This window comes from Mycobacterium sp. 1245805.9, assembly GCF_001672915.1.
Taxonomy (GTDB): Bacteria; Actinomycetota; Actinomycetes; order Mycobacteriales; family Mycobacteriaceae; genus Mycobacterium.
The window spans coordinates 23,995-41,048 of the sequence record NZ_LZKR01000007.1; the positions used below are offsets into that span (position 1 = coordinate 23,995).

The 17,054-nt window shown below is 66.4% G+C and carries 13 protein-coding genes; 4 read left to right on the forward strand and 9 right to left on the reverse strand.

Features of this window, described 5'->3' with window-relative positions; translation table 11 throughout:
- Nucleotides 1-158: 158 nt before the first annotated feature.
- From A9X00_RS01670 to A9X00_RS01680, 3 genes are read left to right on the forward strand one after another with little or no spacing between them, the layout of a single operon-like run.
- The gene (locus A9X00_RS01670) at nt 159-1,130 is read left to right on the forward strand and encodes a GDP-L-fucose synthase (RefSeq protein ID WP_067148302.1); all 972 of its coding nucleotides are present in this window, start codon (nt 159-161) and stop codon (nt 1,128-1,130) included.
- A 40-nt stretch (nt 1,131-1,170) separates the two neighbouring features.
- A complete protein-coding gene (locus A9X00_RS01675) occupies nt 1,171-1,902 on the forward strand; it encodes an FkbM family methyltransferase (protein WP_067148304.1) in 732 nt (243 codons plus the stop codon).
- Nucleotides 1,903-1,922: 20 nt separating this feature from the next.
- Nucleotides 1,923-2,681, forward strand: a complete 759-nt coding sequence (locus A9X00_RS01680) for a glycosyltransferase family 2 protein (protein ID WP_067148349.1) — start codon at nt 1,923-1,925, stop codon at nt 2,679-2,681.
- Here the strand turns inward: A9X00_RS01680 and A9X00_RS01685 are convergent.
- From A9X00_RS01685 to mutA, 9 genes are all read right to left on the reverse strand, one after another.
- Nucleotides 2,672-4,255, reverse strand: a complete 1,584-nt coding sequence (locus tag A9X00_RS01685; RefSeq protein WP_067148307.1) for a hypothetical protein — start codon at nt 4,253-4,255, stop codon at nt 2,672-2,674. The two genes, A9X00_RS01680 and A9X00_RS01685, sit on opposite strands and share 10 nt — an antisense overlap.
- The gene (locus A9X00_RS01690) at nt 4,252-5,709 is read right to left on the reverse strand and encodes a glycosyltransferase (RefSeq protein WP_067148310.1); all 1,458 of its coding nucleotides are present in this window, start codon (nt 5,707-5,709) and stop codon (nt 4,252-4,254) included. Before A9X00_RS01690 ends, A9X00_RS01685 begins: the two co-directional genes overlap by 4 nt.
- Nucleotides 5,710-5,738: 29 nt before the next feature.
- Nucleotides 5,739-6,758: an NAD(P)-dependent oxidoreductase gene (locus A9X00_RS01695; protein WP_067148313.1), complete on the reverse strand. Its 1,020-nt coding sequence runs from the start codon at nt 6,756-6,758 to the stop codon at nt 5,739-5,741.
- A complete protein-coding gene (locus A9X00_RS01700; protein ID WP_067148316.1) occupies nt 6,755-8,014 on the reverse strand; it encodes a nucleotide sugar dehydrogenase in 1,260 nt (419 codons plus the stop codon). Before A9X00_RS01700 ends, A9X00_RS01695 begins: the two co-directional genes overlap by 4 nt.
- A 152-nt stretch (nt 8,015-8,166) precedes the next feature.
- The gene (locus A9X00_RS01705; protein WP_369830702.1) at nt 8,167-9,447 is read right to left on the reverse strand and encodes a serine hydrolase domain-containing protein; all 1,281 of its coding nucleotides are present in this window, start codon (nt 9,445-9,447) and stop codon (nt 8,167-8,169) included.
- A 70-nt stretch (nt 9,448-9,517) separates the two neighbouring features.
- On the reverse strand, nt 9,518-10,507 hold the full coding sequence (gene meaB / locus A9X00_RS01710; RefSeq protein ID WP_067148322.1) for a methylmalonyl Co-A mutase-associated GTPase MeaB: 990 nt from the start codon (nt 10,505-10,507) through the stop codon (nt 9,518-9,520).
- Nucleotides 10,508-10,614: 107 nt separating this feature from the next.
- Complete coding sequence (locus tag A9X00_RS01715; protein WP_067148352.1) at nt 10,615-11,871, reverse strand: hypothetical protein; 1,257 nt, start codon at nt 11,869-11,871, stop codon at nt 10,615-10,617.
- 293 nt (nt 11,872-12,164) lie between these two features.
- Nucleotides 12,165-14,381 (reverse strand): methylmalonyl-CoA mutase, encoded by a 2,217-nt coding sequence (gene scpA / locus A9X00_RS01720; RefSeq protein WP_067148326.1) that lies wholly within the window; start codon nt 14,379-14,381, stop codon nt 12,165-12,167.
- A 4-nt stretch (nt 14,382-14,385) separates the two neighbouring features.
- Nucleotides 14,386-16,248, reverse strand: coding sequence for a methylmalonyl-CoA mutase small subunit (gene mutA / locus A9X00_RS01725; protein WP_067148329.1), 1,863 nt, complete (start codon nt 16,246-16,248; stop codon nt 14,386-14,388).
- 178 nt (nt 16,249-16,426) lie between these two features.
- Between mutA and A9X00_RS01730 the strand changes: the two genes are divergently transcribed.
- On the forward strand, nt 16,427-17,054 hold a 628-nt coding region (locus A9X00_RS01730; protein WP_067148332.1), incomplete at its 3' end, for a TVP38/TMEM64 family protein.

Sequence of the window (17,054 nt, forward strand, 5' to 3'; positions counted from 1 at the left end):
CGCCCGGGCTGCCCGTCGGGCCCGTTCCGGCGCCCACCACGTAAGCAGTGAAGTATCGTCGCGTTTGTTGCCCGGCCGCCCGGTGGTCCCCACCTCTGCGGAGCCCCCATCAGTCGGTCGGCGCGTCGAGGCCAACGCGGCACTAACCCTGGTAGGAAATGAGCGAAGCGGACGTATCAGTAGGAGTGCTTGACCGCGCGGCGCCCGTGTACATAGCGGGTCACCGGGGGCTGGTCGGATCGGCTCTGGTCAGAAAATTCGAGGCCGAGGGCTTCACGAACCTCATTGTGCGATCGCGGTCCGAACTCGACTTGCGGGATCGGGACGCTACGTTCGGATTTGTTCTCGAGTCCAGGCCCCGGGTGATCGTCGACGCCGCCGCGAGAGTTGGTGGCATCCTCGCCAACGACACCTATCCGGCGGAGTTTCTCTCCGAGAACCTGCAGATCCAGGTCAACCTGCTGGATGCCGCCGCGGCCGCCCGAGTACCGCGGCTGCTGTTCCTCGGTTCCTCTTGCATCTATCCGAAGTACAGCCCGCAGCCCATCAAAGAAAGTGCACTGCTCACCGGTCCTTTGGAGCCGACAAACGACGCTTACGCGATCGCGAAGATAGCCGGCATCCTGCAAATCCAGGCCGTCCGACGCCAATACGGCTTGGCGTGGATCTCGGCTATGCCGACGAACTTGTACGGCCCGGGCGACAACTTCTCCGTCTCAGGCTCGCACCTGCTACCGGCGCTGATTCGCCGGTACGACGAAGCGAGGGCCGCTGGGGCGGCAGAAGTCACCAACTGGGGCACCGGAACTCCACGGCGCGAGCTATTGCATGTCGACGATCTCGCGACCGCCTGCCTGTATCTCTTGGAGCACTTCGACGGGCCGAATCAAGTCAACGTGGGTACCGGTGTCGATCACACCATCCGTGAGATCGCCGATATGGTGGCCGAAGCGGTCGGGTATAGCGGCGAGACACGTTGGGACCCAACCAAACCGGACGGGACGCCCCGCAAATTGTTGGATGTTTCGATGTTGCGGGAAGCGGGCTGGCGCGCCCAGATCGCGTTGCCCGACGGAATCGCGAGAACGGTAGCCTGGTATCGCGCGAACGCGAGCGCAGTGCGGCAATGAAGAAGCCGTTGGCCCCGGTCATGCGTGTTAGTGTGGCGCCGTGAATTTGTCCCACCGTGCTCGTAACATCTTGCGTCGCACCGGTATCGAGCTGTCGCGTTACGATCCCGCGCTCGACTGGAAACGCAATTTCATCAATCAGTTGAGAACGAGTCGGGTGAACGTGATCCTCGATATCGGCGCCAACTCGGGGCAATACGCCGCCGGCCTCCGCGCCGCGGGCTTCGAGGGTCGCATCGTCTCGTTCGAACCGCTGGCGGACCCATTTTCCCAGCTGGAGGCCAAAGCGTCTCGCGATCCGCTCTGGGATTGTCGCCGCTGCGCACTGGGTGACTCCGACGGCACGATCTCGATCAACGTCGCGGGCAATTCCGGCGAGAGCAGTTCCGTGTTGCCGATGTTGCGAACCCATCAGGAGGCCTTCCCGCCGGCGAACTACGTTGGTGTCGAGGAAGTCCCGATTCGCCAACTTGATTCTGTAGCAACGGAAATCCTCGGACCGACCGATGTGGCTTTCCTGAAAATCGATGTTCAGGGGTTTGAGAAGCAGGTGCTCGCCGGCGGTAATTCTACGGTGCACAACCATTGCGCTGGCATGCAACTGGAACTGTCTTTCCTGCCTTTGTACGACGGGGGAATGCTCATCCGTGAGGCACTGGACATTGCATATTCGTTGGGCTTCACGCTGACCGGACTGTCGCCCTGCTTCACGGACCTGCGCAATGGTCGAACCCTCCAGGCTGACGGCATCTTCTTTCGAACGGAAGGTTGACCAGAGTGCCCGCGGCACCGTTGTTTTCGATCATCGTCCCCGCCTTTAACGTTACGACGACCCTCCGCACCTGCTTCGACAGCGTCGCCAGCCAAAGCTTCGGCGACTTCGAGCTGGTTCTGGTCGACGGAGCCTCGACGGACGACACTCTGGACATCGCCAAAAGCTTCGCACCCCGGCTCGGCGCGCGTCTGGTCATCCACTCCGGCCCCGATGACGGCGCCTACGACGCCATGAACCGCGGCGTCGCCCTTGCCACCGGAACCTGGCTCATTTTCCTAGGCGCCGACGACGCCCTGTACGCGCCAGACACGCTCACCCAAGTCGCCGCATTCCTCGACGGACACGACCACAGCGACCTCGTCTACGGCGACGTAATCATGCGCTCGAACTCTTCCCGGTACGCGGGCCCCTTCGACCTCGATCGTTTGCTTTTCGAGCAGAACATCTGCCACCAGGCGATTTTCTATCGCCGCGAACTCTTCGCCGGCATCGGTCCGTTCAACCTGCGCTATCCGGTATGGGCGGACTGGGATTTCAATATTCGCTGCTTCTCCAACCCAGCGCTCGTGATCCGCTACATGGACATCGTCATTGCCCGCTACAACGACATGGCCGGAATCAGTAAGCGGAAGGACAAAGAGCTGAAAAAGCGGCTACCGTCGTACTTCCATTGGGCGGCAATGGAAATGACCCGCCGGACGCTCGCCCGTTTGGGGCGCCATATCGTCGGCGGCTGGCAGGCCCGCCGAACCCGGTCAGGACGACTTCACGGCTGAGCGATCGCATCGCCCTTGGGACGTGCGAGGCTGCGTCGTGTTCCCGCAGCGAAAAACACCCCCAGGCCGAGCGCCAGCAACACGGGGCCAATCGAGAGAATCAGGCGAACCGCGGTCGCGGTGGCGCCGGCGAGCGATCCCTTGAGCCACATGCGGTTTCGGGCCCCGGGATTGTCCGCGTCGGCGGGCCGGATTTCCGGCGGCAGGATCGCCCTGACGTCGGGGTCTTTGAGGACTGTTGCCAGGTGCGTTGGGTTTGGGTAGGAGAGTTCGATTCCGTGGCCGGCGCTGCTCTTTGACTTCAGATCGTCGACGTTTCCGGTGGCGAGGTAGGCCTGGACCTTGATCATCTCTTGACGTGCCGCCTTGCTCCAGTCGATCGCCCCAAGCACGGATCCGTAGTAGCCGATTGCTGCGACGACCGTTACCACCGTGAATACCCACGCCACGACGCCACGCGCCGCGTGCCGGCCGAACCGCATGCCGCGCGCGCTGTCGGCGAGAGCGAGGACCGACATGAGCCCGACGGCATAGGCCAAGACCATGACGTCGGTGTACCGGATTGCAATGTGAACGCCGCGGCCATAGGCGAACAGCACAAACTGGATGCCGAGCCACGCCGCGATTCCGACCACCACCCACGCGCGGTCGGAAATGCCGGGGCGCCGCGCGACCGTGCGGTAACAGAACCAGGTTGTCGGGACCAACGCGGCGCCGACCAACGCGGCAAACCCGAACAAGCCCTCGATGAACGTCCACGGGCTGCTCATCGGCTTCGCGACCGACACCGCCCACAGAATCATGGCCAGAGCGACCGACGCCATGACCACGAGGCCGGCGAACTCACGACGGCACCGCCTTCTCGCATTGGCCGCGATCTGCAAGGCCACCAGGGCGCCCGCGGCGAGAATGGTGGCCACGCCTGTCGCGAACGAGAAGTAACTGAGGACCGCGAAGGTCAACCCGCACAACCAACGCACGGAGAACGGCCGCGCGGCGGCCAATGCTACGAGACCGCCGATGCCGAAGAACAACGCGAGGTACACCTGGTCCTGAAACCCCCACAGCGTGTTCTCGTAGACGGGAAGCGCACCGACGAATGCGACGAAACACGCCAGCAGCATTCGGCGTTGCGGCGCGACAACGGGCGTCAGCACCGACGCAAGCCAGGTGATCGCCGCGGTCTCGACGATGGCTCCGAAGATCATCTCGAAGCGCGTGTTCCACTCCCCGGCGAGCTCGAGATGGGCCAGTGCGAAGATGCGAAAAACGAAGATGCGGTGTTCGTTGTGCGGGGCGAAGAGATCGGCGACAGACAGTACGCCCCGCAAATACCGCGAATAGAGGATCCCCGCCTCGCCGGCCCACTGGTCCGACAGGGGCACCGGCGAACCGAGGGCCGAAATGGTGATGAGCTTGGCGCCGAGAACCACGCAGGCAACCGCGGCCAGCAGGGCAATCGTGCCTTTCGTTCGTGGCCCCGCGTCCCGTGGAGCGACCGTCGGGGCTGTCGCGGCTTCGTCGTGATCGCCCGGGTCCTGCGACGTCAATTCATCGTGCTCACGCAAGGTCATGCCAGGGCCTTTCGCGCCCAGGCGAGTGCCCCCAGCGATGCCAGGCCGCCGCCCGTCCAGCGCAGCAGCGGACGCCGCATGGCCAGCCCGTACCAACGCAAATAAGCGGGCAGCCAGCCGACCAGATCAAACTTGCTGGTGCCGGCGGTTCGGTCGTCCCAGCTGCTGGGGACCTCGTCAATCCGATAGCCGAGCAGATGTGCCTTCGTCGTGAGCTCCAGCCCCACCTCGAACCCACGCCCGCTCTCCACCGGAACCTCCTCGAGGAAATGGCGGCTGTACGCGCGGAAGTTCGTTGTCGCGTCATGGGTCGCGACGCCGCCCACGTAATGCAGGCTGAGCCCCGCGGTCCGTGACATCAGCGTCTTCAACCGGGGCCCCCCGCGCTGGGTTCCGCCGCGCATGTACCGCGACCCGCTGACCACGGCTGCGCCTTCGTCGCGAATCTTGGCCGCCATCAACGGAATCACCGACGGCGGGTCCGACATGTCGGCCATGCTCGTGACGACGACGTCACCGCGCGCGGCGCCGAAGCCGGCGATCAACGCATTCGCCACGCCCTTGCCGAGCGAGTTGCGAACCAGCCGCACGGTGGCGGGGCGGTCAGGCATTGCGGCCAGCGCCGGCAGCGTGCTGTCCTCGTCGAAGTCGTAACACACGAGCAGTTCGTGCGGGGTGTCCGCCAGCGCCTCCGTAAGCCTCCGGACGCAGGCCTGAATGTTTTCGCCCTCGTTGTAGACCGGGATGACGACGCTCACCAAATGGTCGTCCGTGTCAGATTCGGGTCCCGGCTTGCGGGCGCGAATCACGAACTGCTTGCCCAGGATTCGCCACGCCGGCCGTGATTGCAGATACAGGCGCACCAGGATCGGCGCCTGCGGCAGCGGCGAAGACGACGTGTAGGGCAGAAACCGGTCGTAGCTTTCCACGATCTCGAAGTCGCAGGACTCGAGCAGCTCGGTCAGGGAGCGATCGCTGATCGGCACCGTGTGATCCCAGAAGTCCCAATAGTCCCCGGGGACAAAGCGAATGTTCGGCCCCATCGCGATGAGGTGCCCGCCCGGCTTGAGCGCGCGGCGGGCCGCGGCGATCGTCCGCTCGACCTCCTCCTTGCTTCGCAGGTGCTCGAGCAGGTTGCTGGTGAACACGACGTCGACCGATTCCTCCCCGAGGAAACCGAGGTCGTCGGCGCGACCTTGTCGGAACTCAACCCCGGGCCCCAGCATGCCCGCGCTGTCCGGGTTCAGGTCGACGCCGATCCGGCGCGCCGCCTGCACATGGTTCAGGAACTCGCCATATCCGCAGCCGAGGTCCACCACCGTGTCGCTGCGTCTGATCCACGCCTGGAAGAAGTCCCGGACCAGCACCTCCCAGATGGCCGATCGCGATTCGCGCGCGTGGCCGAATCGATTGCGGTAGAGCCGCTGCAGGTCGGGCTTACCCGCGATACGCATGGCGTTGTGGGGGCGACGGCCGTCGCATGTCAGATGGTCCCGGCCTCGACGGCGTCGACGACCCAAGGGATGACCTCGTCGAGCATCGAATCGAGCGTCGTCGTCGCCTCGAATCCGAGCACCTCGGACGCCTTGTGGACATCCGGTGAGCGCAGCTGGACATCGTGCTCGAACGGCGGATCGCACTCGTATCGGAACTGGCTGTCGGACCGCATCTTTTTCCAAATGAGCTCCGCCAGCTGCAACACCGTGGTGGCTTCGGGCGTCGAAAGGTTGAAGTCGCCGTTGAGCGCGGCCGGATGCTCCATGCATACGCGAATGCCGCGCGCCAGGTCCCCCCCATAGGTGTAGTGGCGCACCTGGGTGCCGTCGCCCAGGATGTGCAACGGGTCCTGGCCCTTCGCGACCTTCTGGATGAGGTCCGGTACGACGTGACTCATTGCGAGTTTGACATTGCCGCTGGGGATTTCGCGGCCGCCGAGTGCCCGCTGCTCGCCGGTCCCCACACAATTGAACGGGCGGATGATCGTGTACGGGAGGCCGTACTGCTCGTAAGCACCGAGTGCGAAATACTCACACGCCAGCTTCTGGAACCCGTAAGTGCTTGTCGGCGGCGGGCACTCGGTGATGTGTTTCTCCGGTGTCGGGAAGACGGTGGCGTTCTCGAACACCATCGACGAACTGATCACGTTGATCTTCTTGAGCCAACCCTTGCGATAGGCGTGGATGGCGGTGTCGAAATGCGCGGCCGCGATGCGCTCGTTCTCGGCCAGCAGGTCGTAGGCATACTCGTGGAAATACGTGATGCCGCCGATGCGGGCCGCGCTGGCCACCATCTGGTCGCACCCCTCGACGAGCCGGAACATCAGGTCCAGGTCTTTGACGTCGCCCTCGACGAAGTGATAGTGCGGGTGATCGTCGTAGCTCTTCTCGACCTTGCCGTATTTCGAGTAGTTGTCGATGCCGACGACCTCGTGACCGGCACGCAGCAGCTCGTCGACGACGTAGCCGTTGATGAATCCCGCACTGCCGGTTACGAGGACTTTCACTGCCTGGCTGGTCCCGTGCCGATGGTCGCCAACGGGGCCCCGTTGGGCGCGTCCGCTTCGAGCCCGCTGACGTCCAGACAGCCCCAGACGTCCTCGACGATCTTGTCGCCGGGGATCTTCAGGCCACGGTAGATCGAGTGGGGCACGCCGATGACGATGACGTCGGCCCGGCCCAGCACGGCGTCCAACGGGTAGTAGTCCGGGCCGTCCAGGAACGGGTCGTGCAGCATCACTTTTTTCGCCTCGAGCATCAGCAGGTGCCGGAGTTTGAAGCTCAGCGAGTCGCGGGTGTCGTCGCAGTCGGCCTTGAACGTCATGCCCAGGAGCCCAACGGTCTTGTCGCGCAAGTTGACCCGACGCTTGAGCATGTTGACGATGAACTGTGGCTGGCCCTCGTTGATCAGCATGGCCGCGTGCCCGAGCATGAAGTTGTTGTTGCTGAACGCGGCCAGCTGCATGGTGTCCTTGAGTAGGCACGGGCCGGCCGCCAGCCCGGCGGTCGGCAGGCTGTCGACCCGACGGTTCTGGTATGTCGCCGCGTGATGGACGCGCCCGAAGTCGAGGCCGGCCTCGCGGCTGAGCAGGTAGAACTGGTTGGCGACCGCGAACTGGATGTAGCGGTAGGCGTTGCAGAACAGCTTGGCCAGCTCGGCTTCCTGCGGCTCCACCTCGATGATCTCTGGGGTTATCCGCGAGAAGAGCTCGCGAACGATCCGACATCCTTCCGCGTCGAACCCGCTGATGATCTGCGGAATCTCCCGCAGCTCGCGGATCGAGTGGCCCTGCGCGATGCGCTCTGGGCAGAACGTGACGTGCACACCGATCCCCCGCTCGGCGAACAGGTCGCGCACGCGCTGGCTCAGCCCCGGGTAGACGGTGCTCCGGAGAACCAGCGTCTGCCCGTCGCGGAAGTACGGGCTGATCTCGTCGATGATGCGGAAGAAGGTGTGCGCCTGGGGCGTCAGGTATTCGTCCACCGGCGTCCCGACGACGCAGATCACGATGTCGGAATTGCGGACCGCCCACGAATCGGTGGTCGCCGAGATACGCCCGGTGGGCAATAGCCGCTTGAGCAGCTCCGGGGCGCCGTTCTCGACGAACGGCATCCGGCCGGCCATGATCGTCTTCAGGGCGCTGGCGTTCGTGTCCAGAATGTCGACGCTGAAACCCTCGTCGGCGAGCACGAGCGCCAGCGGCAACCCCACGTGCCCGGCGCCGCCGATGATGCAGATGCGCTTGTCGGTTTGATCAACCATGCCAGACGCCCCCTCCGGCCCCCTGCCTCAAACCCGGCCCAAGGGTTGCGCGCTGGCAGGGCAACTACGTACGTGTATGGATCCCGTGGTCGGAGCGTACGAGACCGGCGTATCGGAGCATGGGCGTTTTCAGTAAACCGCCAAAGATCGCGTCAGCCGGCGACGGCTCCCGGCTCCGAGAACGGCGCCCCGAACTCGGTGACCGGCTGCAGCCCGCGCTTGCGCACCTTGTCGGCGGCGTCGCGGATCAGCTTGTAGACCCCGACGAACGCGGCGTGGTCGGTCAGGGAGAACGGTGTCAGCAACCGGTTGTGCACCAGCGCGAACGCCACACCCTGGGCGGGGTTGGCCCAGCCGACCGAACCGCCCAGGCCGACGTGGCCGAAGCCCGGCATCACGTTGCCGAACGGCAGGCTGTGGTAGCCCAGGTGGAAAGCCAACGGCACGAACAGGTTCCGGTCCGGACGCAGGCTGCGCCGACCGGTCAGGCCGGCGACCAGCTCGCGCGACAGGAATCGGGTGCCGTCGATCTCCCCGCCGTTCGCGATCGCCCCGTACATCCGCGCCAGCGCGCGGGCCGTCACGACCCCGTTGGCCGCCGGGATCTCGCCGTCCAGCAGCGGAATCTCACCCTGGGCGGCGGCGAAGAAGCCCGGGAAGTACATCGAACGCCATCCACCGGACAGCTCGTTGGCGACCTTGCGCGTCACGTACGACAGGGCCGGGTTGCCGATCACGCTCTGCGGCATGATGATCTGCGCGACGCGCGTCGGGGACCCGGCCGGCGGCCGGCCCAGGTGCATCCCGTCCGTGCCCAGGGGCTCGGCCAGCTCCTCGCGGAACAGGACGCGCATGCCCTTTCCGGTCACGGCGCGGGCCAGCCCCGACATCAGCCAGCCGAAGGTCAGCGCGTGGTACGCGGGCTTGCCCAGCAGGCGTCCCGGCGGGGCGGCCGCAAGGCGCTCCTCCATCACGACGTGGTCGAGCAGGTCTTCCTGGGTGGCGCCGCGCAGGCCCGACAGCCCGGCGGTGTGCCGCATCACCTGACGGACGGTGAGCTCGCCTTTCCCGTTGGCCCCGAATTCCGGCCAGTACTCGGCGACGGGGGCCTCGTAGTCGATGAGCCGGCGGTCGGCGAGGCGGTGGATGACCGTGGCGGCCATGCCCTTGGTCGCCGAGAACACCATCGGTGCGGTGTCGGCCGACCACGGCACGTGGCCGCCCCGATCCGACCAGCCGGCCCACACGTCGACGGCGGGTTGGCCGTCGACGTAGACGGCCAGCGCCCCGCCACCGAAGCGGCGGGCCGGGAACATCGTGGAAAAAGCGCGAACGACGCACGCAAAGTGTGGGTCCGCCGCGCCGGACACACGATGGCCTGCGTCGGGGCCATCCTGTACGGGGACCGCGCGGCGAGCGACCCGGGACTCCATCGTCACGCTATCGAATCTACTTAAATTCCATACCTTCCGCCGGGAAAACGGCGGTTAATTTACCTTTCCGTTAGGGAGACGCGGCCTTGAGGATTTGCTGGGCCGCCAGCGCGGGGGTCAGCTCCCCCGCCCTGACCTGGCGCTCCAGGTCGGCGCGGATTTTGCGGACGCCGGGGTTGGACATCACCCGGTCCAGGACGGTGTCGCGGACCATCTGCCAGGTCCAGTCGACCTGCTGGGCCCGCCGGCGCTCTTCGAGCTCCCCCGCGTCGGACAGCACCCGGCGATGGCGCTCGATCGTCTCCCACAGCTCGGCCAGCCCGGTCCCCTCCGTCGCGCTCATCGTGAGAACCGGTGGCCGCCAGAGTGTTTCGCCCGGATGGATCAGCCTGATGGCCGCGGCCAGTTCCCGCGCGGCCTTTCGCGCCTCGGGCAGATGCTCCCCGTCGGCTTTGTTCACGACGACGATGTCGGCCATCTCCAGCGCGCCCTTCTTGATGCCCTGCAGCTGGTCGCCGCTGCGCGCCAGGGTCAGCAACACGAAGGTGTCCACCATGTTTGCCACGGCCACTTCGGACTGGCCGACGCCGACGGTCTCGACGAGTATGACGTCGAATCCCGCGGCCTCCAGCAGGACGATGGTTTCCCGGGTGGCCTTGGCCACCCCGCCCAAGGTGCCCGAGGTCGGGGACGGACGGATGTAGGCGTCCGGTTGGACCGCCAGGCGAGCCATCCGCGTCTTGTCGCCGAGGATGGAGCCGCCGGTGCGGGTCGACGACGGGTCGACGGCCAGCACCGCCACCCGGTGACCCCGTTCGATCAGGTGCATGCCGAGCGCCTCGATGCTGGTCGACTTGCCCACCCCCGGCGTCCCGCTGATGCCGACGCGGCGCGCGTTGCCCGAGTGCGGCATCAACTCCAGCAGCAGCCGCTGCGCCTTCTCGCGATGATCGGCGCGCGTGGATTCCAGCATCGTGATCGCCCGCGGCAGCGCCGCGCGATCCCCGTCGCGCAAAGCCTCGGCCAATTCCCCGACGTTGTCGTTGTTTCGCGATGTCATTGAGTTCCCGCGCCACGCATCCGTTTCATCGAAGTTCGGTGTACTGGAGTATCCGTTGTGCGGTCGCCGGTCAACCAGGCCGGTCTCCGGTTCGCCGAGCCATCAACTCATCGCGCGGCCGCGGGCGGAGCGCTCGGGAGGCCCGGGCCTCCGACATGCGAGGTGTGGCCCGTTGGTATCGCCAACACGACGACCACCGCGATGAACGCGGCAAGCGTTCTTCGGGACGGCGCTTGTTCAATCTGCGGTCTGTCGATCGCGTAGAGCAGGTAGACGACTGCCACGTCGAATGTGATCAGCACCCACCATCGGGTCCAGTCGCTCGCAGTCACGAACAGGAGAGCCATCGATGCCAGCGCCAAGGCGGGCAACACCAGCCTGCCCTGAGCTTCGCGGAGAAAGTGCCTGACCGGGACCCCGGAGAAGTAGCCGATCGCCCATATCGAGCCGGCGAACATCAGCACGCCGAGGATGAATGAGGCGCCGAGCGGCACGAAGCCCACCCGCGTCACGCTGCCAATGGCATCAGTGACGCTGCGGTCGAGTTGCGATATCACCTTGCACTCAAAGTCGTGGTAATCCGACCGGCTCTCGACGCGACCAAGTAGGTAATCGAGCGTTTTCTGTCTTGACGTCAAAGCCACATACGGGTCGTCGACCATTCGGTGCGGGAGTTGCGCACACAACTGGGTGGCGACATCGCGCCGTCCTAGCCAGGCGAGCAAAAGCATTGTGACGATTCCTGGAACCACGGCCAGGGCAGTGCAGATTCGCCGCACGGCAGGAGTTGCGTCTTTCGCGAGAACGATTATCGCCAGAACCGCGCCCAAGGCGAATTCCAATGGAATCGCTTCATGGACGAGGGCAAGGGAGGCGATAGCAACGCCGTAGAGCGCGCTGAACGCAATTCGGGGCCGGGTTTTCCGAGTCCAGGTTAGGGCCATGCCGAGACCGGCCAGGGCGCTCATCCCCCAGAGTTCTGGGCGAGGAGAGAACATGGCATAGGTAAGCGAGAAGGGCAGTATCGCAACGAGCAACGCGAGCATTATCCGGCGTTCGGACCTGATCCCCTTCGAAAGAATCGTCAAGATCAGTAGGCAAAGCGCGATCAGCCACGCTACCGCGGGCAACCACATTACGGCGTAGGCCGCAGTGAAGTAATCGCCACCGGGAAATATCCGGACCAGTTCACCGCCCAGTCCGCGACGGACAAACCCGAAATTGTAATTGGCTGCGTAGTACGACAGCGAGTAAATGTCGGTCCGGTAGACGAACAGCACGAAATAAAGGCACGCGAGTTCCCACCCGACCAACCCGATGACCACCAGCGCATATGTCCGTGCATGCTGTGTGGACAGTTGCATATTTTCCACGGAGCCACCAGCCACCCGCCGGCTAGATCGACGGGGATACGTTAGACGAGTTAATCGCCTAACCTCCTCGCCTGTTGACATCGAAGGATATTAGCTGGGGAAGCCGTTATGCGCAGGGCTTCTCGCGCGCAAATCCATCCTGGTCAAACAGTAGGAGGGCTTACAAATTCAGCGATTTCCGTCGCCCGATGGCCTGGTATGAATGCATCGCATCACCCGATCGGGCCATGATTGGGGCGCGCCGGTGACAATCGATGATTACCAACGCATTTGGTGAATGCGCGTTAATCCAGCTTGTATTCAAGCCGTTCGGCAAGCTTGTGCAGCAGGCCGATCGCGGCGTCGGCGATCACCGTTCCGGGCGGGAAGATGGCGGTGGCCCCGGCGGCGTACAGCTCGTCGAAGTCGCCGGGCGGGATGACGCCACCGACCACGATCATGATGTCGGGCCGTCCCACCTCGGCCAGCGCGTCGCGCAGCGCCGGCACCAGCGTCAGGTGCCCGGCGGCCAGCGACGAGACCCCGATGACGTGCACGTCGTTGTCGGCGGCCTGGCGGGCCACCTCCTCGGGCGTGGAGAACAGCGACCCGACGTCGACGTCGAACCCGATGTCCGCGAACGCCGTCGCGATCACCTTCTGTCCACGGTCGTGGCCGTCCTGGCCCATCTTGGCCACCAGAATCCTGGGCCGGCGACCGTCGGCCTCGGCGAATTTCTGGACCAGTTCGGTGGCGGTTGCGATGTTGGTCGCCTTTCCGGCTTCGTGACGGTAGACCCCGGCGATAGTACGGATCTCCGCCTGGTGGCGGCCATACACCTTTTCCAGCGCGTCGGAGATCTCGCCCACGGTGGCCTTGGCCCGGGCCGCGTCGATGGCGAGCGCCAGCAGGTTGTTGCCCAGACCGTCTTCACCGGCGCGACCGTGCGCGGCGGCGGGGCGGGACAGCTCGGCCAGGGCGGCCTCGACGGCCGCGGAGTCCCGGGCGGCCCGCAGCTCGCGCAGTTTCGCCAGCTGCTCGGCCCGCACCCGGCTGTTCTCGACCTTGAGCACCTCGATTTCCTGGTCCTCGTCGACCTGGTACTTGTTGACCCCGATCACGGGCTGCTGGCCCGAGTCGATGCGGGCCTGGGTGCGCGCGGCGGCCTCCTCGATGCGCATCTTGGGGATGCCGTCGTCGATCGCCTGGGCCATGCCGCCGTGCTCGGCGATCTCGGCCATGTGGGCGCGGGCCGCTTGCGCGAGGTGATGCGTCAGCCACTCCACGTAATACGAGCCGCCCCACGGGTCGATCGGCCTGGTGGTGCCCGACTCCTGCGCCAACAGCAGCTGGGTGTTGCGCGCGATCCGGGCCGAGAAGTCGGTGGGCAGCGCGAGCGCCTCGTCCAGCGCGTTGGTGTGCAGCGACTGGGTGTGGCCCTGGGTGGCGGCCATGGCCTCGATGCAGGTGCGCGCGACGTTGTTGAAGGCGTCCTGGGCGGTCAGCGACCAGCCCGATGTCTGCGAATGCGTGCGCAGCGACAGGGATTTGGGGTTCTTGGCGCCGAATCCCGCGACCAGTTCGCTCCACAGCAGCCGGCCCGCCCGCAGCTTGGCGACCTCCATGAAGAAGTTCATGCCGATGCCCCAGAAGAACGACAGCCGGGGCGCGAATTTGTCGATGTCCAGCCCGGCGTTCAGGCCCGCCTTGATGTAGTCGACGCCGTCGGCCAGGGTGTAGGCCAGCTCCAAATCCGCTGTGGCACCGGCCTCTTGGATGTGATAGCCGGAGATCGAGATGGAGTTGAACTTGGGCATCTTGGCGCTGGTGTAGGCGAAGATGTCGGAGATGATGCGCATCGACGGCTTGGGCGGATAGATGTAGGTGTTGCGCACCATGAACTCTTTGAGGATGTCGTTCTGGATGGTGCCGGCCAGTTTCTCCGGCGGCACCCCCTGCTCCTCGGCGGCCACCACGTACAGCGCCAGGATCGGCAGCACGGCGCCGTTCATGGTCATCGACACCGACACCGCAGACAGGTCGATGCTGTCGAACAGTTGCCGCATGTCGAGGATGGAATCGATTGCCACACCGGCCATTCCGACGTCGCCCTGGACGCGGGGATGATCGGAGTCGTAGCCGCGGTGGGTGGCCAGGTCGAAGGCGACCGACAGGCCCTTCTGGCCGGCGGCGAGGTTGCGCCGGTAGAAGGCGTTGGAATCCGCGGCGGTGGAGAACCCCGCGTATTGGCGAATCGTCCAGGGCTGGTTGACGTACATCGTCGGGTAGGGACCGCGCACGAAGGGGGGCTCGCCCGGGAAGCTGTTCAGCGGATAGCCCTCGGCCGCCGCGGCGGCGCGGTCGGCGGCGACGTACACCGGTTTGACGTCGATGCCTTCGGGGGTGTGCCAATCCGCGGCGTCGTCGTGTTGCGCGGCGGCCTCGGTGGGCGGCCGCACTTGGCGATCGCCGTGCAGCGGCACATCGGAGAAGCTGCCGATCGCGGGTGTCGTCATCGTCATGTCGCTACGCTCCCAACCGGTCGAGCAGGTTCGACAAGGCTTGCACCGCATTGATTTTCGCGGTCAGGTACTCGTCCGGTCGAGGCGCGGCGTCGTCCAGCTCGCTCAGCGCCTTCTCCGGGCCCGCAAGGTAGACCCTCGCCGCACCGGCGCTTCGGGCCGCCTCGACGACGCCCGACGCCTCGTCGTGATAGCGCTTGTCGGTGCCGCAGATGATCGCGACCGCCGAGTCCGCGCCGGCCACCGCGGCCGCGACCCCGGCGGCGTCGACCGGCCCCGGGTTGATCGCCTCGATGCCGCCCGACGCCAGCAGGTTGGCCGCGAACGTCGTCCGAATGTTGTGCTCGGCCAACGGGCCGAGCGGCAGCAGCAGCGCCTTGGGGCGCGAACCCGTACGCGCCAGGAAGGCGTCGGAACGGTCCCGCAGCGCCTCGAACTCCGCCGCGTAGCGCCGGACCCCGGACGACGAATCCGCTTGCGGCTCAACCTGCGTCAGGGGCGGTTCCTCGAGGTTCGGGTATTCGTTGACGCCGGTGATGGCGGTGCGGCGATGCGCGATGTCGTCGGCGCGCCGCGCGGCCACCTCGGCGATATGCTCGGCGATGTAGTCGCGGGCGTCGGTGAACCCGCCACGTTCTTCAATCGCCTGGAACTGCTGCCACGCCCGCTGCGCCAGCTGCTCGGTGAGGTCCTCGACGTACCACGATCCGCCGGCCGGGTCCAACACCCGCCCGACGTGCGACTCCTCCAGCAGCAGCAGCTGGGTGTTGCGGGCGATGCGGCGCGCGAAGCCGGCGCCCACGCCGGGAAAACCGCCGGGGATGGCCACGTCGAAAGGCGCCACCACCACGGTGTCGGCGCCGCCGACACCCGCCCCGAAGGCGGCCACCGTGCCGCGCAGCATGTTCACCCACGGGTCGCGCTGGGTCATCATCGGCAGCGACGTCTGCGCGTGTACCACCGCCGCGCCGGCCTCCGGCTCGCCGACGACCTCGGCGACCCGCGCCCACAGCTGACGCGCGGCGCGGAACTTGGCGATGGTCATGAACTGGTCGTCGTCGGCGGCCAGCCGGAAGCTGACCTGCCGCAACGCCTGTCCGACCGGGATCCCGGCCCCGGTGAGCAGGCGCAGGTAGGCCACCGCGGCCGCGAGGGCGCCGGCCAGCTCCCAGCTCGCGTTGGCGCCCAGGTTATGGAAGGCGGGACCGTCGACGGTGATCGCCCGCACGCCCTGGTTCCCGGCCACTCGGGTCGCCACCCCCACCACCTGCTCGGTCGACGGCGATGCCCGGCCGCTCAGCGACGCGGTCAGCGGGTCGGCCCCGAGGTCGATCGACAGGGCGCCGCGCTTGTCGTCGTCCACCCGATCGACCAGCCCCAGCAGGGCGTCGGAAGCCTCGGCGTAGTGCGCGCCCGCGTCGAGGATCACCGGAACCAGATCCAGGTACACGCCCGAGAGAAGCCGCCCGAGCTCGCCGGCCGACACCCCGCGCTCCCCCACCCGGACCAGCAGCGCGCTCACCCCGTCGTTGAGCGCGGCCAGCACCGCGGCGTTGGGATCGGTGCAGCCCGGCGCCGGAAACGCCTCGGCTACCTTCCAGCCGGCGTCGACGTCGCGCGCCGCGTCGCCGCCGCGCACGTAGGGCCACTCGCCGGGCAGTGCCGGTTCGGGGAGCTCGTCGAGCGCGGTGTAGAGCGCCCGAACGGCGATCCCGTCGTAGGTGGGGGTTTCGAGCAGGCGTTCGGGCTCGTCGCCGAGTTGCTCGGGATCCTTGCGCGAGCTCTTCGACAGCACACCGGCGACCGCCGTGCGCCAACGCCCGCGAACCTGTTCCAGTCCGACGCGCTCGGGTACATCAATGGACACCGATTGCTCCCTTTTCCCAGCAAATGGGGCTCCGCCACGTACTAACGAGGCTAATTGATCGGGCCTCCGCGCAAAAAACCGCGCGGGCCGTCGATCGCGACGCGTCGGGCGAGCGCGGCGATGAAACGCCAGCGTCGGGAAACGACATATTCATGTCCGCCCCGTAACCTTGACAGCCGTGACGGCTTCCGCCACCTGCAAAATCACCCGGAGACTGCGCGACGTCGGCCGCGCCCTCGGCGCGACGGCGCGTCAGCTGTCGGGGCCCCGGACGGTCGCGACAGTGGTCGGTATCACAGTCCTGATCGTGGTGGCCTCCTGGCTTCCCCTGCCGACGCCGGTGCAGATGCGCGACTGGGCGGAGTCGGTGGGCCCGTGGTTCCCGTTGGCGTTTTTCGCCGCGCACATCGTGGTCACCGTGGTGCCGGTGCCCCGCACCGCGTTCACCCTGGCCGCCGGGCTGCTCTTCGGCCCCGTGCTGGGGGTCGCCATCGCGGTGGCCGCCAGCACCGCGAGCGCGGTGATCGCGATGCTGCTGGTGCGCGCGGCCGGGTGGCAACTCAACCGCCTGGTTCGCCACCGCGCGATCGACACGGTCGACGAGCGCCTGCGCGAACGTGGCTGGCTGGCCGTCCTCTCGCTGCGGTTGATCCCGGCCGTGCCGTTTTCGGCGATCAACTACGCCGCCGGCGCCTCGGCGGTGCGCCCGGTGCCGTACACGCTGGCAACGCTGGCGGGTTTGCTGCCGGGAACCGCGGCCGTGGTGGTCCTCGGCGATGCGCTCGCCAGGCATCCCAGCCCGCTGC

Coding starts and splice junctions, on each gene's coding strand:
- A9X00_RS01700 (WP_067148316.1), bottom strand. CDS start 8,014: ATGGTTGATCAAACCGACAAGCGCATCTGCATCATCGGCGGCGCCGGG.
- A9X00_RS01685 (WP_067148307.1), bottom strand. CDS start 4,255: ATGACCTTGCGTGAGCACGATGAATTGACGTCGCAGGACCCGGGCGAT.
- scpA (WP_067148326.1), bottom strand. CDS start 14,381: ATGACGATGACGACACCCGCGATCGGCAGCTTCTCCGATGTGCCGCTG.
- meaB (WP_067148322.1), bottom strand. CDS start 10,507: ATGACATCGCGAAACAACGACAACGTCGGGGAATTGGCCGAGGCTTTG.
- A9X00_RS01705 (WP_369830702.1), bottom strand. CDS start 9,447: ATGGAGTCCCGGGTCGCTCGCCGCGCGGTCCCCGTACAGGATGGCCCC.
- A9X00_RS01715 (WP_067148352.1), bottom strand. CDS start 11,871: ATGCAACTGTCCACACAGCATGCACGGACATATGCGCTGGTGGTCATC.
- A9X00_RS01670 (WP_067148302.1), top strand. CDS start 159: ATGAGCGAAGCGGACGTATCAGTAGGAGTGCTTGACCGCGCGGCGCCC.
- A9X00_RS01690 (WP_067148310.1), bottom strand. CDS start 5,709: ATGCGTATCGCGGGTAAGCCCGACCTGCAGCGGCTCTACCGCAATCGA.